This window comes from Microbacterium sp. NPDC012755 (assembly GCF_042901325.1).
Lineage (GTDB): Bacteria > Actinomycetota > Actinomycetes > Actinomycetales > Microbacteriaceae > Microbacterium > Microbacterium natoriense.
This window is the reverse complement of sequence record NZ_JBIBCT010000001.1, coordinates 3,032,192-3,053,129: the sequence shown is the minus strand read 5'-3', so window position 1 is coordinate 3,053,129 and position 20,938 is coordinate 3,032,192. Positions and strand designations below refer to the sequence as shown.

The 20,938-nt window shown below is 69.4% G+C and carries 20 protein-coding genes and 1 tRNA gene; 7 read left to right on the top strand and 14 right to left on the bottom strand.

All coding sequences use genetic code 11. The features are described 5' to 3' along the window. The first annotated feature begins 17 nt into the window (after positions 1-17). Genes ACFY5A_RS14255 through ACFY5A_RS14245 form a run of 3 tightly spaced genes read left to right on the top strand, consistent with a single transcriptional unit; the run spans position 18 to position 2,743 of the window. Positions 18-848, top strand: coding sequence for a Sir2 family NAD-dependent protein deacetylase (locus ACFY5A_RS14255; protein WP_341942187.1), 831 nt, complete (start codon positions 18-20; stop codon positions 846-848). Beyond that, positions 845-1,432, top strand: coding sequence for a histidine phosphatase family protein (locus ACFY5A_RS14250; protein ID WP_223586433.1), 588 nt, complete (start codon positions 845-847; stop codon positions 1,430-1,432). The genes ACFY5A_RS14255 and ACFY5A_RS14250 overlap by 4 nt, the downstream gene beginning before the upstream one ends. Positions 1,433-1,435: 3 nt before the next feature. Continuing rightward, positions 1,436-2,743 (top strand): erythromycin esterase family protein, encoded by a 1,308-nt coding sequence (locus ACFY5A_RS14245; protein ID WP_387234967.1) that lies wholly within the window; start codon positions 1,436-1,438, stop codon positions 2,741-2,743. Here ACFY5A_RS14245 and ACFY5A_RS14240 read toward each other — a convergent pair whose 3' ends face one another. The 5 genes from ACFY5A_RS14240 to ACFY5A_RS14220 are packed head-to-tail and all read right to left on the bottom strand — an operon-like array spanning position 2,744 to position 8,721. Beyond that, entirely contained in the window at positions 2,744-3,550 is an 807-nt protein-coding gene (locus ACFY5A_RS14240) for an HpcH/HpaI aldolase/citrate lyase family protein (RefSeq protein WP_387234964.1), read from the bottom strand. It lies immediately after the preceding gene. Further along, positions 3,547-4,032 (bottom strand): MaoC family dehydratase, encoded by a 486-nt coding sequence (locus ACFY5A_RS14235; RefSeq protein WP_387234961.1) that lies wholly within the window; start codon positions 4,030-4,032, stop codon positions 3,547-3,549. The genes ACFY5A_RS14240 and ACFY5A_RS14235 overlap by 4 nt, the downstream gene beginning before the upstream one ends. Positions 4,033-4,076: 44 nt before the next feature. Next, complete coding sequence (locus ACFY5A_RS14230; protein WP_105675005.1) at positions 4,077-5,228, bottom strand: acyl-CoA dehydrogenase family protein; 1,152 nt, start codon at positions 5,226-5,228, stop codon at positions 4,077-4,079. Beyond that, positions 5,225-7,132, bottom strand: a complete 1,908-nt coding sequence (locus tag ACFY5A_RS14225) for an acetyl/propionyl/methylcrotonyl-CoA carboxylase subunit alpha (RefSeq protein ID WP_387234958.1) — start codon at positions 7,130-7,132, stop codon at positions 5,225-5,227. Before ACFY5A_RS14225 ends, ACFY5A_RS14230 begins: the two co-directional genes overlap by 4 nt. A 5-nt stretch (positions 7,133-7,137) precedes the next feature. Continuing rightward, a complete protein-coding gene (locus ACFY5A_RS14220) occupies positions 7,138-8,721 on the bottom strand; it encodes a carboxyl transferase domain-containing protein (RefSeq protein WP_387234954.1) in 1,584 nt (527 codons plus the stop codon). Between the two features lie 81 nt (positions 8,722-8,802). Here ACFY5A_RS14220 and ACFY5A_RS14215 point away from each other — a divergent pair, with 81 nt between their 5' ends. Further along, positions 8,803-9,396, top strand: a complete 594-nt coding sequence (locus tag ACFY5A_RS14215) for a TetR/AcrR family transcriptional regulator (protein ID WP_387234951.1) — start codon at positions 8,803-8,805, stop codon at positions 9,394-9,396. Here ACFY5A_RS14215 and ACFY5A_RS14210 read toward each other — a convergent pair. From ACFY5A_RS14210 to pdhA, 3 genes are read right to left on the bottom strand one after another with little or no spacing between them, the layout of a single operon-like run. Beyond that, positions 9,389-10,738, bottom strand: a complete 1,350-nt coding sequence (locus ACFY5A_RS14210; protein WP_387234948.1) for a dihydrolipoamide acetyltransferase family protein — start codon at positions 10,736-10,738, stop codon at positions 9,389-9,391. The genes ACFY5A_RS14215 and ACFY5A_RS14210 overlap by 8 nt on opposite strands. Further along, positions 10,735-11,745, bottom strand: a complete 1,011-nt coding sequence (locus ACFY5A_RS14205; protein WP_105674995.1) for an alpha-ketoacid dehydrogenase subunit beta — start codon at positions 11,743-11,745, stop codon at positions 10,735-10,737. Before ACFY5A_RS14205 ends, ACFY5A_RS14210 begins: the two co-directional genes overlap by 4 nt. 2 nt (positions 11,746-11,747) lie before the next feature. Next, on the bottom strand, positions 11,748-12,863 hold the full coding sequence (pdhA, locus tag ACFY5A_RS14200) for a pyruvate dehydrogenase (acetyl-transferring) E1 component subunit alpha (RefSeq protein ID WP_387235956.1): 1,116 nt from the start codon (positions 12,861-12,863) through the stop codon (positions 11,748-11,750). Between the two features lie 170 nt (positions 12,864-13,033). Between pdhA and ACFY5A_RS14195 the strand changes: the two genes are divergently transcribed. Beyond that, positions 13,034-13,507, top strand: coding sequence for an Lrp/AsnC family transcriptional regulator (locus ACFY5A_RS14195; RefSeq protein ID WP_105674993.1), 474 nt, complete (start codon positions 13,034-13,036; stop codon positions 13,505-13,507). Here ACFY5A_RS14195 and ACFY5A_RS14190 read toward each other — a convergent pair. Beyond that, the gene (locus tag ACFY5A_RS14190; protein WP_387234945.1) at positions 13,479-14,378 is read right to left on the bottom strand and encodes an alpha/beta fold hydrolase; all 900 of its coding nucleotides are present in this window, start codon (positions 14,376-14,378) and stop codon (positions 13,479-13,481) included. The two genes, ACFY5A_RS14195 and ACFY5A_RS14190, sit on opposite strands and share 29 nt — an antisense overlap. 67 nt (positions 14,379-14,445) lie before the next feature. Between ACFY5A_RS14190 and ACFY5A_RS14185 the strand changes: the two genes are divergently transcribed. Then, the gene (locus ACFY5A_RS14185; protein ID WP_181155906.1) at positions 14,446-15,156 is read left to right on the top strand and encodes a 3'-5' exonuclease; all 711 of its coding nucleotides are present in this window, start codon (positions 14,446-14,448) and stop codon (positions 15,154-15,156) included. A 190-nt stretch (positions 15,157-15,346) separates the two neighbouring features. On the opposite strand, the gene ACFY5A_RS14180 is transcribed toward ACFY5A_RS14185, so the two are convergent. The 3 genes from ACFY5A_RS14180 to ACFY5A_RS14170 all read right to left on the bottom strand — a co-directional run bounded on the left by ACFY5A_RS14180 (position 15,347) and on the right by ACFY5A_RS14170 (position 18,139). Next, the gene (locus ACFY5A_RS14180; protein ID WP_387234942.1) at positions 15,347-16,969 is read right to left on the bottom strand and encodes a hypothetical protein; all 1,623 of its coding nucleotides are present in this window, start codon (positions 16,967-16,969) and stop codon (positions 15,347-15,349) included. Between the two features lie 528 nt (positions 16,970-17,497). Beyond that, positions 17,498-17,572: transfer RNA gene (locus ACFY5A_RS14175), tRNA-Ile, on the bottom strand. Positions 17,573-17,602: 30 nt separating this feature from the next. Further along, entirely contained in the window at positions 17,603-18,139 is a 537-nt protein-coding gene (locus ACFY5A_RS14170; RefSeq protein WP_387234939.1) for a gamma carbonic anhydrase family protein, read from the bottom strand. A 142-nt stretch (positions 18,140-18,281) separates the two neighbouring features. Here ACFY5A_RS14170 and ACFY5A_RS14165 point away from each other — a divergent pair, with 142 nt between their 5' ends. After that, positions 18,282-18,767, top strand: a complete 486-nt coding sequence (locus ACFY5A_RS14165) for a Dps family protein (protein WP_105675066.1) — start codon at positions 18,282-18,284, stop codon at positions 18,765-18,767. A gap of 57 nt (positions 18,768-18,824) precedes the next feature. On the opposite strand, the gene ACFY5A_RS14160 is transcribed toward ACFY5A_RS14165, so the two are convergent. Together ACFY5A_RS14160 and ACFY5A_RS14155 are read right to left on the bottom strand one after the other, a co-directional pair. After that, the gene (locus tag ACFY5A_RS14160; protein WP_387234936.1) at positions 18,825-20,291 is read right to left on the bottom strand and encodes an amidohydrolase; all 1,467 of its coding nucleotides are present in this window, start codon (positions 20,289-20,291) and stop codon (positions 18,825-18,827) included. After that, positions 20,288-20,929, bottom strand: coding sequence for an FMN-binding negative transcriptional regulator (locus ACFY5A_RS14155; RefSeq protein ID WP_387234933.1), 642 nt, complete (start codon positions 20,927-20,929; stop codon positions 20,288-20,290). The genes ACFY5A_RS14160 and ACFY5A_RS14155 overlap by 4 nt, the downstream gene beginning before the upstream one ends. Positions 20,930-20,938: the final 9 nt, after the last annotated feature.

Genomic DNA, 20,938 nt, shown 5'->3' with positions numbered 1-20,938 from the left:
GAGGTGCCGTGACCGCGATGACCGATACCGAGCTGCATGCCCGGATCACTCAGGCAGCCGATCTCCTCCGGGGTCGGAAGGTCGCGCTCCTCACCGGAGCGGGCATCTCCACGGACTCGGGCATCCCCGCGTACCGTGGCGAGGGCGCCCGCACCCGCGCCGATCCCATGACCATCCAGCGCTATCTCGGCGACGAAGCCGCACGCAGACGCTACTGGGTGGGCGGTCATCTCGGCTGGCGGGCCTTCGCGCAGGCCGAGCCGAACGCGGGCCATATCGCCCTCGCCGAACTGGAATCCGGCGGCGTCGTGAGCGGCATCATCACGCAGAACGTCGACGGCCTGCATCTGCGCGCCGGCAGCTCGCACGTGATCGAGGTCCACGGGACGATGCGCCGGGTGACGTGCCTGCACTGCGGCCAGGTCTTCGACCGCCGCGACATCGCCGTGCAGATCGAGGAGAGCAATCCCTGGATCGCCGTGCCGGAGAACGTCCTGCTCGCTCCCGACGGCGACGTCCTCCCGGAGACCACGGAAGGATTCGTGGTGCCGGTGTGCACGGTGTGCGGTGGGATGCTCAAGCCCGACGTCGTCTTCTTCGGAGAGTTCGTCCCGCAGGACAGGTTCAAGGCGGCCGAATCGCTGCTGCGCGCCAGCTCCGCGATGATCGTCGCCGGCTCCTCCCTCGTCGTGAACTCCGGCGTCCGCCTGGTGGAGCGCGCGCGTCGCCGCGGGATCCCTCTCGTCATCGTCAACCACGAGCCCACCCGTGCCGATTCGTGGGCGGACATCACGCTCGCGGCGGGCACGAGCGTCGTGCTCCCCGCCATCCAGGAGCTTCTGCTGTGACCCTCATCACCCTCGTCCGCCACGGTCAGACCGACTGGAACCTGGAGAAGCGCATCCAGGGATCCACCGACATCCCGCTCAACGAGAGCGGACGCGGGGATGCCCGGTGGGCGGCGTCGCAGCTCGGCGCGACCACGCATCACGCGATCTACGCCAGCCCGTTGCTGCGCGCCCGTGAGACCGCGGAGATCATCGCCGCCGAGCTCGCCCTCCCCGCTCCCGCCCTCGTGCCCGATCTCCGCGAGAGGGAGTTCGGCGAGGGAGAGGGGATGCTGGTGCCCGACTACATCGCCTCCTACGGAGACTGGCACGCCGAGGTGCCAGGGGCCGAGACCCTCGACGAGGTCGGGGTCCGCGCGCTGGCGGCGCTGCATCGGATCGCGCGCGAAGCCCGTCGTCGTTCCGCCCCGGTGGCGGAGTCCCTCATCGTGGTCTCGCACGGCGGCGTGATCCGCTCGCTGATCGACCACGTCTCCGGCGGCACCCTGCCCCGGGAGGGAGAGGTGCTCGCGAACGGCTCTATCCACCGCTTCGAGGCGTCACCCGGGTCGCTGCGCCTGCTCGAGCAGGCCTACGTCCTCTGAGTCATGGACGTCGACGAGACGACGGAATGGCTCAGCCGCAGCCGGGTCGCCTTCGACGCGGTCGATCCGGACGACATACCGGACGAGCAGCTGGAACCGCTTCAGTCCTTCGTCGGCGACGCACACGTCGTCGCTGTCGGCGAATCGATGCACCGCACGCACGAGTTCCTCGCCTGGCGGAACAGGCTGCTGCGATTCCTCGTCGAGCGGGCGGGGTTCACGGCGATCGTTCTGGAGAGCGGCGTCGTCGAGGGGCTCACGGTCGACGACTGGGTGCGCTCCGGCGAAGGGCGCCTGCGCGACGTCCTGAACGACGGGGTCACCTACCACTTCGGCAAGTGCCAGGAGACGCTGGACCTCGTCGTGTGGCTGCGCGAGAAGACGGTCGCCGGTGCACCGGTGCGCTTCTACGGGATGGACGTGCCCGACTCGGCATCCTCATCGCTCCCGGCTCTGCAGCACGTGGTCACGTTCCTGGACTCCGCGGATCCGCACTACGCCCGGCACGTGCGCGACATCCTGCTGCCCGAGTTCGAGTACCTGCCCGCCGACCGCGCCGGCCTCGCGAGAGCGGCCACCGCCCTGCACGCCTACCTGGGTCTCGCCGAGGAACGGCGCCGCGCGATGACCTCGACGATCTCGGGCATGACGGAGCGGGTCAGAGCTCGGAGGACCGACTACGTGCAGGCGGGAGCCGACGCCGACGTGGTCGACGTCGCCGTGCGGGCCGCGGAACTCGCACGGAGCACCGATGGCTTCCTCGCGGCGATGGCGGAGGGAGCGTCACGCACCTGGGCGCCGGCGAACATCCGCGATTCGGCGATGGCCGACGCGGTCGAGTGGGTCCTGCAGCGGGAGGAGCGCGTGGTCCTGTTCGCGGCGAACGGGCACGTCCGCACGACGCCCTACCTCGCGCCGCCGTTCGTGACCGAACCTCTCGCGACCGTGGGCACGCATCTCCGCGGACGCCTTGGCGACGACCTGCGCGTCATCGGCACGACGTTCGGCGGTGGTGCCGCGTGGCTGCACCGCCCCGCTCCGACAGACGCCCCCGGGCATTCCACGCCCTTCGTGCAGCAGCTGGATCGGCCGCGCGCGGAGACGCTCGACGCACTGCTGAGCACGCGCGCGGAAGGGTCGTTCTTCGTCGACCTCGCCGGGGCTCCCGCCTCCGTCGACCTCGTGACGGGCACACACAACGGACCCGAGGTCGAGCTCGCAGACGTCCGCGCGTCCTACGACGGGATCCTGCACGTCGACCGCATCAGCCCGTGGCACACCTGGATCGACGAGCGTGGACTCTGGCGGTGATCAACCGGCCCGGTCGATCACCGAGCGGGCGTGCCGGAGCACCGGCTCATCGATCATGCGGCCCTGGAAGCGGAACACGCCCCGCTCGCTCTCGGCCGCGGCGATCACCGCATGCGCCCAGTCGACCGTCGCGGCATCGGGACGGTACGCGTCCCTGATGGTGGCGACCTGCGAGGGGTGGATGCACGCGGTGGCGCGGAACCCGGATGCTGCGGCATCCGCTGCCTCTCGAGCGAGGGCCGGCAGGTCGTCGATCGCGATGTGCACGGCGTCGACGGCGGCCTTGCCCTGCGCTCCCGCCTCCAGCAGCACGCGGGAGCGGGCATAGCGGGCGATGTCGCGGTAGCCGCCATCGGGCGTCCTGCTGGACGTGCCGCCGAGGGAGGCGACCAGGTCCTCCGCGCCCCACATCATCGCGACCACTCGCGGATGCGCGGCGATGCGATCCGCCGCATGAATCCCCCGGGCGGTCTCGCACAGGGCGATGAGGGAGTAGCGCTCGTCGAAGGCGTGGAGGCGCTCGGGATCCTCCGTCTTGGCGACCATCACGGTGCGGAAGTCCGTCTGAGCGAGGGTGGCGAGGTCGCAGACGAACGCCTCGGTGTCCGGAGCGTTCACCCTGACGATGACGCGGTCGGGGTCGAGGTCGGCATCGATCAGGTTGCCCCGTGCCGTCGCCTTCGCCTCGGGGAGGACCGCGTCCTCCAGATCGAGGATGACGGCGTCCGCCTTCTCCAGTGCACCGCGGAACCGTTCAGGGCGATCGGCGGGGCAGAACAGCAGCGCGGGTCCGAGATCGAAGGTCATCGGTTCTCCTCCTCGGGGCGGCAGCGGACGAGGACCGTCCTGCTCGCGGTCGCGACGACGATGCCGTCCTGGTTGCGCCCGGTGTGGGAGATCGTGACGATCCCCTGACCGGGGCGGGACGACGACGGTCGCTTCGCGACGATCGTGCTCTCGATGTACAGCGTGTCCCCCGCGAACAGCGGATGCGGGAACGCGATGTCGCCGAGACCGAGCTGGGCCACCAGGGTCCCCTGAGTGAGCTGGGCGACGGATGCTCCCACCATGGTCGACAGGGTCCACATGGAGTTCATCAGCCGCTGGCCGAACTCCTGGGTCTGCGCGAACGCGGCATCCAGATGCAGCGCCTGCGTGTTCATGGTGAGGGTCGTGAAGAGCACGTTGTCGGCTTCGGTCGCCGTGCGCCCCGGCCGATGCAGATAGCGGGCGTCGACCTCGAACTCCTCGAAGTAGAGACCTCGCTGGATGATGTCCCGTGCGGTCACGTCGCCGCCCTCCCGTCGGTCAGTGCGTCTGGCATGCTGACACGCTACCCGGCGAGACCCAGAGCCCTGGCGATGACGAGCAGCTGCACCTCGGTCGTCCCCTCGCCGATCTCGAGGATCTTCGAGTCGCGGTAGTGCCGTGCCACGGGGAACTCGTTCATGAAGCCGTTGCCGCCGAAGATCTGCGTCGCGTCGCGCGCGTTGTCCATCGCGGCTTCTCCCGCGACGAGCTTGGCGATCGCCGCCTGTTCGGCGAAGGGCTTCCCCGCATCGCGCAGTCGGGCCGCGTGGTGCCACGCGAGACGGGCGGTGTGCACACGTGCGCGCATGCGTGCGAGCGTGAACTGCGCGTTCTGCCGGGTGCTCAGGGCGCTGCCGAAGATCGTGCGGCTCTTCGCGTAGTCGACGGCCGCTTCGAGACACCCCTCCGCGGCGCCGGTCGAGAGGGCCGCGATGGCGATGCGTCCCTCATCGAGGATGCTGAGGAAGTTGCGGAACCCGCTCCCCCGCTCGCCGAGCAGGTTGCCCGCGGGCACGCGCACCCCGGAGAAGGTGAGCGGGTGGGTGTCTGAGGCGTTCCAGCCGACCTTGTCGTAGGGCGCTTCGACGGTGAACCCCGGCGTCCCGTTGGGCACGATGATCGTGGAGATCTCCTTGCGCCCGCCCTCGTTCCCGGTGACGGCGGTGACGGTGACGAATCGTGTGATGGGCGTGCCGGAGTTCGTGATGAACTGCTTGGTGCCGTCGATCACCCACTCATCGCCGTCGAGGCGGGCGGTGGTGCGCGTGGCGCCCGCGTCGCTCCCCGCCTCCGGCTCGGTCAGACCGAACCCGGCGAGGGCGCGGCCGGCCAGCAGATCGGGCAGCAGATCGCGCTTCTGCTCCTCGGTGCCGAACCGGAACACCGGCATCGCTCCGAGGCTGACGCCGGCTTCCAGGGTGATGGCGATGGACTGATCGACCCGCCCGAGCGCCTCGATCGCGATGCCCAGAGCGAAGTAATCTCCGCCCTGACCGCCATGCTCCTCCGGGAAGGGCAGGCCGAACAACCCCAGCTCGCCCATCTGCGCCACCACGTCCATCGGAAGCGTGTGCGTGCGGTCCGCCTCGTAGGACTGCGGCGCGACGACGGTCTCGGCGAACTCCCGGACCATGGCGGCGAGCTCGCGCTCGTCCTCGTTCAGATCTTCACTCATCGGATCTCCTCTGCGGCCCCGTCGTGGGGACTCGTCGTCACGCGGGCGACCGGTTGGTCGCGCCGCACCTGATCGCCCACGGCGACCAGAAGATGCACCGTGCCGTCGTGCGGCGCGAGCACCGGGTGCTCCATCTTCATCGCCTCGATCGACAGCAGCGGCGTGCCTGCGGCGACGCGCTCGCCGTCGGCGACGTGCACCGCCACGACGCTGCCCGGCATGGGGGCGCGGCCTTCGGGCTCTGTGGCGACGGCGGCCCGCTGCGCTGTCGCGAGGCGTCGCCGCATCCGTGCCCGACGATCGAGGGGACGAAGACGCATCGTGCGGCCGCCCTCGGCGACCCAGACCGCGCCGTCGGCATCGAGCGCCGTCGGCAGCTGCGACGGCGTCCCCGATTCGGACTCGACCAGCGCGTCGTCATCCGTGAGGAACGCCACGTCTGCGGCATCCCTCTCCGTGAGGGCGGTCCAGACGGCGCCCGCGTCGGAGACGGTCGGCGCGCTCTCCTGCACGCGGGCTCTCGCACTGGCGAGCATGCGCGCAGAGGGAGAGGGCACAGGCAGCGGCAGGAGGGTCTCGATGAGCCCGGTGTCGAGATCGCCGGCGATGACCCTCTCGTTTCGGCACAGCGTCCGGAGGAAGTCGATGTTGGTGTCGACGCCGAGCACGACCGTCCGGCTCAGCGCCTCATCCAGTCGGCGCAGCGCCGTGACCCTGTCGGCGGCGAGGGCGATGACCTTCGCGATCATCGGATCGTAGAATCCGGTGACCTCGCTTCCGGTCTCGATCGCGGCGTCGACCCGCACACCCTGCGGCGGATCGAAGAGCAGCACCCGTCCGGTGGACGGCAGGAAGCCTCGCTCCGGAGACTCCGCATAGATGCGGGCCTCGACCGCGTGTCCGTGGACTCGAGGCGCGGGATCGAGTCGTCCCCCGGCAGCGACACGGAGCTGCAGCGCGACGAGATCGAGCCCGGTGACCTCCTCGGTCACGGGGTGCTCGACCTGGAGACGCGTGTTCATCTCGATGAAGAAGATCTCATCGGGCTCATCCGCGTCGATGAGGAACTCGACCGTTCCGGCGCCGACGTAGGAGACGCTCTCGGCGGCCCGCACTGCCGCGGCGAGCAGCCTCTCGCGGGTCTCGGCGGGCATGCCTGCGGACGGCGCCTCCTCGATCACCTTCTGATGCCGGCGCTGCAGCGTGCACTCCCGCTCGCCGAGCGCCAGCACGGTGCCGTGCTCGTCGCCGAACACCTGCACCTCGATGTGCCGAGGGCGGCGGATCAAGCGTTCGAGGACGAGCGAGTCGTCTCCGAACGCGGACGCGGCGACCCTGCGCGCGGACGCGAGGGCCGCGGTGAGCGCGGAGGCGTCGGCGACGACTTCCATGCCCTTCCCTCCCCCGCCCGCGCTGGGCTTGACGAGGAGCGGGAATCCGATCCGCTCCGCCTCCTCGGCGATCTCGATGTCGGAGAGACCCGTGGCGTCGAAGCCGGGGACGACGGGCACGCCGTATCGCGTCACGTGCTCACGCGCCCTGGCCTTGTCTCCCATGATCTGCAGCGCCTCGACCGAGGGGCCGATGAAGGTGATGCCGCTCTCTGCGCAGGCCTCGGCGAGACCGACGCTCTCGGAGAGGAATCCGTAACCAGGGTGTATCGCCTGGGCTCCCGCCGTCCGTGCGGCCGCGATGACGGCGTCGATGTCGAGGTACGACTCCGCTGCGGGCGCAGGGCCGACCCGCACGGCCGCGTCGGCCTCGCGGACGTGCGGCGACTGCTCGTCCGCATCGCTGTAGACCGCGACGCTGCGGATGCCGAGCTCGCGCAGGGTGCGGATGACCCGGCGTGCGATCTCGCCGCGGTTGGCGACGAGGACGGTGTCGAAGAGGTGGTCGCTCATGAGTCTCACATCCGGAAGACGCCGAAGTGCGGTTCGGGCAGCGGGCTGCGTGACACGACGTCCAGGGCGAGGCCGAGGAGGTCGCGGGTGTTCTCGGGATCGATGATGCCGTCGTCCCACAGGCGGGCCGTGGCGTAGTACGGCTCGCCCTGCTGTTCGTACTGGTCGCGGATCGGCGCCTCGAACCCGGAGCGCTCCTCCTGGCTCCACGACTCCCCCCGAGCGGTCAGCTGATCCTCCTTGACGGTCGCGAGCACGGACGCGGCCTGTGCTCCGCCCATCACGGAGATCCGGCTCGCCGGCCACGTCCACAGGAAACGCGGCGAGTAGGCACGCCCGCACATCGAGTAGTTGCCCGCCCCGAAGGAGCCGCCGATGATGACGGTGAGCTTCGGCACCCGGGTGCTCGCGACGGCGGTGACCATCTTGGCCCCGTCCTTGGCGATGCCCCCGGCTTCGGCATCCGACCCCACCATGAAGCCCGAGATGTTCTGCAGGAAGAGCAGAGGGATGCCGCGCTGGTCGCACAGCTCGATGAAGTGCGCGCCCTTGAGGGCGGACTCGCTGAAGAGCACGCCGTTGTTCGCGACGATGCCGACGGGATGACCGTGCAGTCGGGCGAACCCGGTGACGAGAGTGGTTCCGTACTCGGACTTGAACTCCCGGAACGTGTCCGCGTCGATGAGGCGGTCGATCACCGCGTGCACGTCGTAGGCGGCGTTCACGTCGACGGGGACGACCTCGTACAGGGAGGACGTCTCCGCCGGATCACGACTCGGCACGATCTCCCAGGCCGGGGCGTGCGGCGCCGGCAGCGTGGAGACGATGTCGCGGAGGATCTCCAGCGCATGCTCGTCGTCTTCGGCGAGGTGGTCGACGACGCCGCTGCGCCGAGCGTGCAGCTCTCCCCCACCCAGCTCCTCGGCGCTGACGATCTCGCCGATCGCGGCCTTCACCAGCGGCGGGCCGCCGAGGAAGATCGTGCCCTGTCCGCGGACGATCACCGTCTCGTCGCTCATCGCGGGGACATAGGCTCCGCCCGCCGTGCACGAACCGAGCACGGCCGCCAGCTGCGGGATCCCGGCGGCCGACATGCGCGCCTGATTGAAGAAGATGCGGCCGAAGTGGTCGCGGTCGGGGAACACCTCGTCCTGCTTGGGGAGGAATGCGCCTCCGGAGTCGACGAGGTAGAGACAGGGCAGCCTGTTCTCCAGAGCGATCTCCTGCGCGCGCAGATGCTTCTTCACGGTCAGCGGGTAATAGGTGCCGCCCTTGACGGTGGCATCGTTGCAGACGACCATCACGTGACGCCCGTGCACGAGTCCGATGCCGGCGATCACCCCGGCTCCCGGCGCCTCTCCCCCATAGAGACCGTCTGCCGCGAGGGGCGCGACCTCGATGAACGGGCTCCCCTCGTCGAGCAGCCGCGCGACACGGTCTCGCGGCAGGAGCTTTCCGCGCGAGAGATGACGCGCACGCGACGCCTCCGGGCCGCCGAGCGCCGCGGCGGCGAGCCGCTCGCGCAGCTCCTCGGCCAGGGACTCCTGGGTCATCTGCATCGTGACGTCCTCCTCGACCCACGCGAGCATGCGACACACGGTGGCGCGCCGCACGCATTCTCGGTTAGTGTTCACTAACCCGATGATTCAGGTTAGCGAGGATTAACTGAGATGACAAGCCCGCTCACCGCCCGAGACCGTGCCAAGGCCGAGCGCTCCGACGCCATCCTCCGCGAGGCGGCGCAGCTGTTCGCCGCACGCGGCTACAACGGCGTGAGCCTCGAGGACATCGGGGCGGCCGTCGGCGTGTCAGGACCCGCTGTCTACCGACACTTCGCCGGAAAGCAGGCGCTGCTCGGAGCCGTCCTCGTGAAGGTCAGCCAGGACCTCGTCTCCGGCGGCACCCGGGTCTCCGAGGAGGTCGACGACAGCGAGGCACGGATGCGCGCGCTGATCGGCTTCCACGTCGAGTTCGCGTTGGGGAACGCCGAGGTCATCCGCGTGCAGGATCGAGACGTCGCTCATCTCGCCGAGTCCGACCACGCCGACGTGCGTCGACTGCAGCGCTCGTACATCGAACTGTGGATGGAGGCGCTGCGTCCCCTCGTCGACACGTCGTCCGATGAGCTCCGCCTGCGCGTGCAGGCGTGCTTCGGACTGATCAACTCGACGCCGCACTCCACCCGCTCTGCGGCGAGAAGCCACTCCGCCACCGCGTCCGTCCTGGCCGCGATGGCGGAGGCCGCTCTCCGCGCGACTACCTGAGCAGCATCGCCCGCCCCGGTTCCTCGAGGATGTCGGCGACGTCCTTGAGGAACCGCGCTCCCTCCGCGCCGTCGACGAGGCGGTGATCGAACGACAGGCTCAGCGTCATCATCTGGCGCAGCACGATCTCGCCGCGGTACTCCCACGGCTGACGGCGCACGGCGCCGACGGCGAGGATGCCCGACTGACCGGGGGGAAGGATCGGCGTCCCGGCATCCACTCCGAACACGCCGATGTTCGAGATCGAGAAGGTCCCGCCGGCGAGCTCGGCGGGGGACGTCTTCCCCGAACGGGCGGTCTCCGCGAGGGCCTTCAGCGCGTCGGCGAGCTCGGTCAGCGTCAGGCGCTCCGCGTCCCTGATGTTCGGGACGATGAGGCCCCGCTCGGTCGCGGCGGCTATGCCGAGATCGACGTAGTTGCGCTGCACGATTTCGCCCGCGGCCTCGTCCCACCGGGCGTTGAGCCCTCGGTTCCGCCCGAGCGCCAGGCACACGGCCTTCGCGATCACGGCCAGAGGGCCGATCCTGTGCGCGGCCAGGGAACGGTCCTCCCGCAGCGACGCGAGAAGATCCATCGTCGCAGTGACGTCGACGGTGTGGAACACCGTGACGTGCGGAGCCGTGAACGCGCTCTCGACCATCGCAGCCGCCGTGTGCTTGCGCACGCCGCGGATGGGGATCCGGAGTTCGCGGTCATCGTCAGCCAGGGCCGCAGCGGTGAGCGGAGCCGACACGGTCGTCTCCGCCTCCTCCGCGCGGATGCCGGCGCGCCGCGCGAACTCGTCGATGTCATCACGGGTGATGACGCGGTCGCCCACGACGGCGGACACCAGGACGAGGTCGACGCCGAGCCTCTTGGCATAGGCGCGCACGGGTGGCGTCGACCGAGGACGCTCGATCACGGTCTCGACGCTCGCGCTGGGCCGCGCATCGTGCGGTGCGGCCTCAAGAACGGCGGTGTCCGCGGTCATCGACGGGCTTCCGACCCGACGTGCACGCCGAGCGGGACGTCCTGAGCGGGCCGGTGCTGCGCCGTAGCCGACGAGGTTCGGCTGCGCCTTCTCCTCGGCATCCGATGCCCCCGCGGGAGGTGTCTCCTCCGTGCCCGCGACATCGAAGGCGATCAGCGGTGCGCCGACGGCGACGGTCTCCCCCGCCTCAGCGTGCAGAGTCGAGACGACGCCCTCGTACGGCGACGGCAGTTCGACGATGGCCTTGGCGGTCTCGACCTCGGCGAGGTTCTGATTCAACGCCACGCTGTCGCCAGGCGCGACGAGCCACTGGACCACCTCTGCCTCGGTGAGCCCCTCTCCCAGGTCGGGCAGGCGAAACTCGGCGATCATGCGTCGGCCCCCGTCAGGCTGTGCGGGCGATCGAGCACGCGGTCGACCGCGTCGAGAAGTCGATCGAGGTCGGGCAGGTGGTACTTCTCCAGCTTCGCGGGCGGATAGGGCACATCGTGACCCGTCACGCGCAACGGGGCGGATTCGAGGTACTCGAAGCAGCGCTCCGTGATGCTCGCGATGACCTCGGCGGCGACCCCCGCCTCGCGAGAGGCCTCGTGCGCGACGACGACGCGACCCGTCTTGCGGACGGATGCCGCGACCGAGTCGTAGTCGACGGGCGACAGGGAGCGCAGATCGATGACCTCCAGGGAGATCCCTTCGTCCTCCGCGGCCTCCGCCGCCTGCAGCGCCGTCGTCACCATGGCGCCGTAGGTGATGAGCGTGGCATCGGTCCCCTCGCGCACGACGCGGGCGAGCCCCATCGGCGGCGCATCGGCGAGCGGCGCCTCGAGATCGACCTCGCCCTTGTGGTGGTAGAGCCGCTTGGGCTCGAAGAAGATCACGGGATCGTCGCTGGCGATCGCCTGTCGAAGGCTGCGGTAGGCGTCCTCGGGGTTCGAGACGGCGACCACGCGGAGGCCCGCTGTGTGCACGAAGTACGCCTCGGGCGACTCCGAGTGGTGTTCGGCCGCTCCGATGCCGCCGGCCCAGGGGATGCGGATCGTGATCGGCATCTTGACCCTGCCCTGCGTGCGGTAGTGCAGCTTCGCGACCTGAGCCACAATCTGGTCGAACGCCGGGTACACGAAGCCGTCGAACTGGATCTCGACGACCGGTCGATAGCCGCGGAACGCGAGGCCGACCGCCGCACCGACGATCCCCGACTCCGCGAGAGGCGTGTCGATGACCCTCTTCGCCCCGAACTCGTCGAGGAGTCCGTCCGTGATGCGGAAGACGCCGCCCAGCTTGCCGATGTCTTCTCCGAGGAGGACGACGCGATCGTCGTCGCGCATCGCCTGCCGGAGACCCGCGCCGAGGGCCTTGCCCAGAGTCAGCTCGGTCATGATCACACCTCGCCGTCGAACGACGCGAGGTACGCGGCGTACTCGTCGCGCTGGCGATCGAGTCCCGTGTGCGGCTCGGCGTACACGCCGTCGAACACCGCGAGCGGAGGACGCGTGACCATGCCGAGGCACGCGGCGCGCATCTCCTTGGCCACGGCATCCGCCGCAGCCTGGGTCTCTGCGACATGCACGTCGCTCAGCTCTCCGCGCGCTCGCAGATGGGCCTCGAGACGGGAGATCGGGTCACGGCGGCGCCACGATTCAAGCTCGGCCTCGTCGCGGTAGCGCGTCGGGTCGTCGGCCGTGGTGTGCGGGCCCATCCGATACGTGACCGCCTCGATGTAGGCCGGCCCCTTGCCCGAGCGCGCGTGCTCCAGCGCCCAGCGCATGGCGGCCATGCAGGCGAGGACGTCGTTGCCGTCGACGCGGAGGCTCGGGATGCCGAAGCCCGGTGCGCGACCGGCGATCGGGAACTGCGACTGCACGGCGACGGGCTCCGAGATGGCCCAGTGGTTGTTCTGGCAGACGAAGACCACGGGAGCGCGGTACGAGGCGGCGAAGATCATCGCCTCGTTCACATCCCCCTGGCTGGTCGCACCGTCGCCGAAGTAGGTCACGGCGACCTCGTCCGTCTCGTCGTGCTGGATCCCGAGCGCATAGCCGACGGCGTGCAGGGTCTGCGCGCCGATGATGATCTGCAGCGGCGCCACGCGCAGCGCCGCCGGGTCGTGACCGGCTCCCTCTTCGCCGCGCCACATGCGGACGTAGTCTCCCGGCTGGGCTCCTCGCGCGTAGATCACGCCGGTCTCGCGGTAGCTCGGGAACACGTAGTCCTGCGGCGCGAGCACACGAGCCGTGCCGATCTGCGTCGCCTCCTGCCCGTTGCAGGGCGCCCAGAGACCAAGCTGGCCCTGGCGCTGGAGCGCGACGCCCTCGGCGTCGATGCGACGGAGGACGACCATGTCGCGGTGCAGGGCGCGCAGCTGCTCGGCATCCACATCGGCCACATAGGGGTCGAGCTGGGCGTTCGCGATGCGCGTGCCGTCGGGGCCGAGGATGCGCTCGGAGAGCTCGAGATCCTGCGCTGCGTCCGCGATGGGCGTGAGTTGCGGTGACATCATCGTCCTCCTCTGTCGTGGCTGCCCTCGTGGGGCTCTGCACGTCGGTCATCGGCAGCTCCGCCGATGACCTGAGCGTACGTCTGTTCAACACGACGCTCAAGCAATTGCGAGGCTGTTGAGCATGTTGCTAAATCCGGGTCGATACGAGACTGCTACTCTTTGGCACTATGCCTGGACTTGACCGCATCGATCTGGAACTCCTCGCCGCCCTCGCCGACGACCCGCGCATCACGATCGTCGCGCTCGCCGAGAATCTCGGCCTCTCACGCAACACCATCCAGGCGCGCATGGCGCGGCTGGAGCAGACCGGGGTGTTCCTCTCGTACGAGCGGTCCTTCTCCCCCGATGTCCTCGGATTCCCCCTGCAGGCGTTCGTGAGCATCGGCGTCAGGCAGACCGAGCTGCCGCGCATCATCAACGAGCTCGCACGCATCCCCGAGGTCGTCCAGGCCCACGGCCTGAGCGGCTCGATCGATCTGCTGGCCAGGGTGGCCTGCCGCGACGCGCGTCACCTGTTCGACACGGACGCGCGCATCCTCTCGATCGACGGCGTCGAGCGGACGGAGACGTCACTCGCCATGGGCGAGGTCATCCCCTTCCGGGTGGCGGGGCTCATCGGCCTCGCGCGACGGGAATCCTGAGGAAGCGACGGATCGCGCCGGCGGCCTCGGCCGGCGTCTCGTAGTGGATGAGGTGCCCGACATGGGCGATCTCGACCAGTTCCGCATCGTCGAACAGCGTCGCGAGCACCCGCTCCGCCTCGATCGGCGTGATGTCGTCGCGGTCGGCCGCGATCAGCAGCGTCGGCACGTGGATCTTCGGGGCGAACTCCCGCACGTCATGGGAGACGCTCGCGACGAACGCGTCGCGCAGCACGTCACGATCCGCGAACCGTGAGAAGTACGTGTCGTGCTGGTCGTGGATGAACCTGCGGAGCTCCGGATCCTGCGTCTTCGCCATCGTGACGCTCATGATGCGGACGATCGCCCGGTTCCGCAGCAGAGCCGTGCCCAGCGTCTCCGGCAGGCGCGCCCCCATCGCGTAATAGAAGACGGCGAGTCGGGTCATCAGCCCCTTGGGCCCCTCGAGGGCGGGGGCGCCGATCGGATTGATCAGGATCAGCCGGGGTGTCTCCAGGCCGGACGCGATCGCGGCCGACACGACGATCGATCCGAACGAGTGCCCGAGGATGACAGCACCAGGAGCGACCAGGGCGGCGAACTCGATGAGCCAGGACGCGTACTCGTCGAGGTCGTACGTGCGCCCTGGCACCGGTGTGCTCTCGCCGAAGCCGGGGAGGTCGGGGGCGATGATCCGCGCCTCCGGGAGGAAGGCGAGCACCGGCTCCAGGCCGTGGTGATCTCCGCGGAAGCCGTGCACGGCGATGACGGTCGTCTCGGCGTCGGCCGCCCCGTACTCCCAGTACGCGGTGACGCCGTCGCGGACCTCGACCTCGTGACGCTCCACCGGAAGGCGGCGGAGTCGTTCGGCGTAGGGCGAGGATGCGGTCATGATCCGAGTCTACGGAGTCGCCGTGCGCCTTCCTGGCAATGTCCGAGGCCGCGCCTACCGTGAGGGCATGCCCGCAGATCCCGCACTCCCGACGTGGCTCACCCGCGTCGGAGTGTTCGATCTCGAGACCACGGGCGTCGACGTGGAGAGCGACCGCGTCGTGACCGCGCACGTCGGCGTCCTCGACGCGAACGGGCGCGAGATCGCCGCGCGGGACTGGCTCGCGGACCCCGGGATCCCCATCCCCGACGGAGCCACCGCCGTGCACGGGATCACCACGGAGCAGGCCCGTCGCGCCGGCAGACCGGTGCGCGAGGTGGTCGCCGAGGTCACCGCGGCCCTGCGCTCGCTGCTCGACCAGGGCGTCCCGATCGTCGCCTACAACGCCTCCTACGACTTCTCGCTGCTCGCCCACGAGTGCGTGCGCCACGGCATCCCTCCGCTCGTCTCTCCGTCGCCCATCATCGACCCGCTCGTCATCGATAAGGCGTACGACAGGTACCGCCGCGGCAAGCGCACACTGGAGGTCGTCGCCGCGCACTATGCGGTGCCCCTGGAGGGCGCGCACGACGCCTCGGCGGATGCGGTGGCCGCAGGCCGCGTCGCTCAGGCGCTTGCGCGACAGTTCCGCCTCCCCGAAACCCTGAGCGAGCTGCACACGCGACAGATCGGATGGGCGCGCTCTCAGGCCGAGAGCCTGACGGAGTACTTCATCAGCGTCGGACGACTCGATCCTGAGGATGCGCTCGACGGCACCTGGCCGGTGCGCAACAGCTGACGGCGCCCGCGCTCTCCTCGCGCCCAGCACCTTCCCTCCCCTCGGGAGGGCGCACACCACTCTCTTCGGCGCGACTCGTCTTCGCGCGTCAGTGCATCGACGGAGCAGGCATCCCCCTGGACAGGGAAAGGACCCGGGGAGAGTGCAGATGCACCTTCTCCGGGCCCTTCCCTTCACGCGCCGACTAGATTCAGGCGGTGCGCTTCCGGGTCACGAGCAGGACTCCCGCACCGACGAGCAGGAGGACTCCTGCGGTGACACCGTAACCCCACGGAATGTCACCACCCGTGGCTGCGAGATTCCCGGCGACCGGGGCGGGAGGCGGCGTGGTCGCCGGCTGAGGAACGACGGTCGTCAGGTCAGCGGTGGCGCCGGCATCGACCGTGACGCCTCCAGGCGATACGCCCGTGGCAGAGGCGACGTTCGTGAGGGGCTTCCCGGTGAGGTCGCCGGCACCGGCGACGTAGGTCGCGGTGCAGGTAAGGCTCTCGTCGACGGCGAGCTCGGTGACCTCACCGCAGTCGATGTCGCCGAAGGTCCCGGTGCCGCCGAGGGGGCCCGGGTCGGACACCTCGACGTCGTGCAGGGGCAGCTCACCGTCGTTGAGGACGACGAACGTGTACACGACCTCCTGGCCGGCCTTGGTGACCTGTGCCGGGTTCACGGACTTCGTGAGCGACAGCGAGGGGACGAGAGCGCGGATGGACGCCGACGGCTCCCCGTTCAGGCCCGAGGCGCCGTCGATGACGTTGGTGTAGTCGCCGCCCGCGCCGAGGACGACGTTCACGGCGATCTCGCAGCTCGTCTGGCCGGTAGCGAGCGATCCGGCGTCCACGACGACCTCGGAGCCGGCAGCGGGAGCGTCGATCTCCGCAGAGCAGCTGGAGTCGACGTTGGGCTCGTCGGCGATCGTCATGCCCTCGGGGAGCACGTCGGTGAAGGACCAGCCGGTCTTCTCCGACAGCTCGCTGGTGTTCACGATCGTCAGATACATCGTGACGGGCTGCCCCACCTCGACGGTCTCCTGATCGAACGCTTTGTAGATGCTCGGCGTCGCGTCGAAAAGGCGCAGGTTGTCGTAAGCGAAGTCGTTGCCGCCACCGCTCGTCGCGCGGTTGCGGACGAGGAGCTCCGCCGAGCTCGACTCCTCGGCGCGGAAGCCGCCGCTGTAGAACTGCCCGCTGCGGATGGCGAACCCGTTGACCGTCTGCACGTTCGGCGAAGAACACGCCCTGGCGGGGTTGCCGGCGATCATGATCTCGCCGTTGGGCAGAGAAAGACCGAAGTCGAGGGTCGACTGCACAGCGCCGATGCCGCAGTTGACCTCGGCCGTGTCGATGCTCGCGACGTAGAAGCGGCCTTCGGTCAGTTCGATGCCGCTGTCGATCGACTGGGCGAGCAGCGTGTCTGCGGCGCCCCCGTTGGCCTCGGTGTATGCCGCGACGGCGCGGTTGTCGGCGTTCCCGCCGCCGAGGACCGTGGCGAGGTTGACGAGTCGATTGGAGGCGTTGACGTTGCAGGCCGCGCCATCGCCTGCGAACGGGATGGGGGTGTTCCCCTGCAGGACGAAGCCGTTGCACGCTGCAGCGTTCAGCCAGAACGGCGAGGCGGTGTACGTGGCTCCGTCCACGCCGGTGTAGTTGACGAGTCCGACGACGTCGGCGCCGGTGACGTTCTCGAAGGTCTCCTCGAACACGAGCGAGGGGTCGGCGGGGGCGGCCGGCGTGGGTGGTGCGGCTTGAGCGGCTGTCGGCACGAGTGCCGCACCGGCGAGTGCGAGGAAGGCGACGGCTGCTGCTGCAGACGTTCGCACGGCTTCTTGGGGATCACGGTTCGCAGTCTCCTTCGTATCTGGGGTTGACGGACAACGACCGGTCGCCACGTTAGGGAACTCCTCGCGTCAGATGGGCGATCGCGACATATTGGTGTATCGATGACCCCCGGCGGAGGTCACGTGCGCGACCGAACGTCAGAATCCGGCTCATCTCGACACTCGTGCCACGGCCGGAGAGGCTTTCATCACCCGCGAGCCGCCTCTCGGCCCACGATCGCATCGCACGAACACATCGTCGAAGTCGAGCGAGCCCCCTGCGGACTGGGGAGATGACGCAGGGGGCTCGACCCCATCGATGCTCGGAGAGGAGAGGGAGCATCTGCGGTGGAGGTTCGCTGTTCCGCGATCACCGCGAGGTCATCGTGGCACCAGACCTTCGACTCCACCAGACCTTGACCCCGAACGGGGTCAGTCCAGGAGCGAGACGCACGAGGCTGCGCTCTCGGCGCGTACCTGGCTCACTGGGTACGTCCGAACAGCGCACACCGGGAGTATGCCGGACAGGAGTAGGGCGGGCGGGACTTGAACCCGCGAATCGTTGGGTTATGAGCCCACTGCCTTAACCAGCTTGGCCACCGCCCCGTACGCACCCAGCCTAGCGGGCGCGTCGGCTCAGACGGAGGTCGCGGACGAGTGCGTCAGCAGGTGGCCGAGGTAGGTGTCCGCGTTCGCGATCAGGCCGGCGCGCTCGTCATCGCTCAGCGCTCGGCGGACCTTCGCAGGGACACCGGCGACGAGCGATCCCTCGGGGACCTCCGTGCCGCCCAGCACCACGGCTCCCCCGGCGATCAGGCAGCCTGCTCCGATCACCGCGCCACTGAGGATCACCGAACCCATCCCGATGAGCGAACCATCGCCGATCGTGCAGCCGTGCACGACCGCGTTGTGGCCGATCGACACCTTCGAACCGATGACGACGGGGTGCCCGGCATCCACGTGCACCGAGACGTTGTCCTGCACGTTGCTGCCGGGGCCGATCACGATCGGCGCCGAATCGGCTCGTAGCACCGCGTTGTACCAGACGCTCGATCCGGCCGCCAGAGAGACCGCTCCGACGATGCGCGCGCCCTCCGCCACGAAGGCGCCGTCGGCGATCGACGGCACGCGATCCTGGAGGGCGAGGACGGATGCTCCCTGCGCGATGCTCATAAGGCGAGACTACCCTCATTACCGCGTGTTTCCGCGGATTTCTGCCCCACTAAGCCCAGCCTTCGCTTGCTTGCGGAATGTTTCAGGATGAGTAGCGTTGACTCCAGCACGACAGAAACAGATGATCTCGGAGGAGCACAAGATGAGCAAGGCACAGACCGTTTCCACCACCGCCAGCGACCCGACGGTCGCCGCAGCGGCCGCACAGTTCCTCTCCCCGCTCGTCCTCGGCCTCGAAGCCCTGACGGTCAACGGCAAGCAGGCCCACTGGCACGTCCGCGGAGCGAACTTCGTCGGCGTCCACGAGCTCCTCGACACGATCGTCGCTCACGCCGGCGACTTCGCCGACACCGCCGCAGAGCGCATCGTCGCCCTCGGCCTTCCGATCGACGCCCGCATCTCCACCGTCGCAGAGAAGGCGGGCGCCACCTCGGTTCCCGCCGGCTTCACGCAGTCGGATGACCTCATCCGCGCGGTCGTGGCCGACATCGACGCGATCCTCGTCGACGTCCAGGCGGCGATCGACGGCCTCGACGAGGTCGACCTGACCAGCCAGGACGTCGCGATCGAGATCAAGCGCGGACTCGACAAGGACCGCTGGTTCCTCGTCTCGCACATCGCAGCCTGACTACTCACACCACACGACGAAGGGCACCGGAATCCGTTCCGGTGCCCTTCGTCGTGTTCAGGAGCGGTGGGTGACGCGTCCGGCGAGTAACGTCGCCTCCACCGGCATCCGTCTCAGTCCGTCGCCGTGCGCGGCTCGCGGATCCTCGCCACACAGAACGAGATCGGCCGGCTCTCCTGGCCGCACTGAGGACCGCACGCTCGCCTCGAGCGCCTCATCGATCGTGAGCCGCTCCTCAGGATGCCACGGCTCCCGCTCATCGTCGGTGCGATCCACGGCTGCTCCGATCCCCTGCCACGGGTCCAGCTCGGCGACGGGCGCGTCCGACCCGAAGCGGAGCTGCACCCCCGCTCGGCGCAGTGCGGCGAGCGGATAGCCGATGGACGTCTGCCCCGCCCAGTGCGTCTCGACCAGGTCGCGATCATCGAGGGCATGCTGCGGCTGCACGCTCGCCACGACGCCCAGGCGAGCGAAGCGTGAGAGATCGGCGTGCCGGACGAGCTGCGCATGCTCGATCGTGCCCACGGCGCCCGACACGGTGAACGCGTCGAGCGCTGCGGTGACCGCGCGGTCGCCGATGGCGTGGACGGCGACGGCGAGGCCTGCCCCCGTCGCGGCGACGAGCAGATCCGTCAGCTCCTCCGGCGGCACCGTGAGCACGCCGTAGTTCGCGGGGTCCCCCGGGTAGTGATGAGAGCAAGCGGCGGTCCTCGTGCCGAGGGATCCGTCGGTGATGATCTTGAGCGCGCCGACCATGATCAGCGGGCTCCCGTGGCTCTCGCCGGTGCGCAGTCCGCTCTCCACCGCGCGGTCGAAGTCGAAGGGGTACACCGAGAACTCCACCCGATGCGCGGAGAATCCGGCGGCCACGCGCCGAGGCCAGGCATCGGCGTTCCAGGCCATGTCGAAATCCACGAGGCCGATGACGCCCCTCGACGCCGCGCGCTCCCCCGCCCGCAGTACGGCGTCATCAGCTCTGGCGGGGTCGACCGCATTCAGACGTCGCGAGATCTCGAAGGCGTCCTCTTCGCGGAGGACTCCGTCCGGCGCACTGAACCCTTCGCGACGCAGGGCCGCGGAGTTGAGCCACGTGCTGTGGACGTCGGCATTGATGAGATAGGTCGGCACCTCCCCCGTCGCGTCATCGAGCAGCGCGAGCGACGGCTGATCCGACCACAGCGCGTCTCGGAAGCCCGCCCCGACCCGTCGCCCGTCGGGGAGCGGCTCCGCGTCCGTCATGAGCCGCGCGGCCTCGGCGGCCGATCCCACCGCGAGCAGCGGCACGCGTTCCGCAGCCAGCGCCCACTGCACCGTGTGGACATGGTTGTCCCAGAGCCCAGGGACGACCCACGCGCCACCGGCATCCAGGACCTCCCCTGCGGGCCGCAGGGCACCGGTGGGGGCGATGTCGGCGATCGCTCCGCCGTCGATCACGATGTCGACGGGCTCGTCGTCGATGAGGAACTCGCGACCGGGACCGGCGATGCGAACCCCCTTCACCATGCTGACATCGGTGCCGATCATCGCCGTCCTTCCGCGAGAGCCTCATGGGCTCTCCTCATCTCGCGGGCGAGGTCGGGCTGCGCATACGGGCCCGAGCCCTCCAGTTCCGCGATCACGGTCTCCACGGTGTCCGCGGCCTTGTTCTGGCTGAGCTTGCGCTTCGCGACCACGCGCGTGGGCGTGAGCCGGAACCCCACCGTCCCCGCGGCGAGACGCTGCACGAAGCTCTCATCGTTGGGACGCTCCCACATGCGCCGCGGCTCCGGCATCCGCCCCTCGAAACGGTCGACGAGACGGTCGAGCACCTCGAGGTTCTCCTCCGGGCTCAGGATCTCGGGGATCCCCGAGAGATGCACGGCGACGTAGTTCCATGTCGGCACCGCCTGCACGTCTCCGTACCAGCCCGGGGAGATGTATCCGTGCGGCCCCTGGAAGACGACGAGGAGCTCGCGGTCGCCGAGACCGTGGATCAGATCGTCCGGGCGTCCCACATGCGCGACGATCGTGAGGTCGTCGCGCGACTCGTCGAGGAGCACGGCATAGTGCGATGCGACCAGGCCTTCGGGGCCGGCGCTCATGATGGTCGCCCACGGGCTGGCGTCGAGCACCCGACGCATCTCGGTCACATCCGCAAGGGTGAAGCTCGGGTTCTGACGCATGAATCGAGC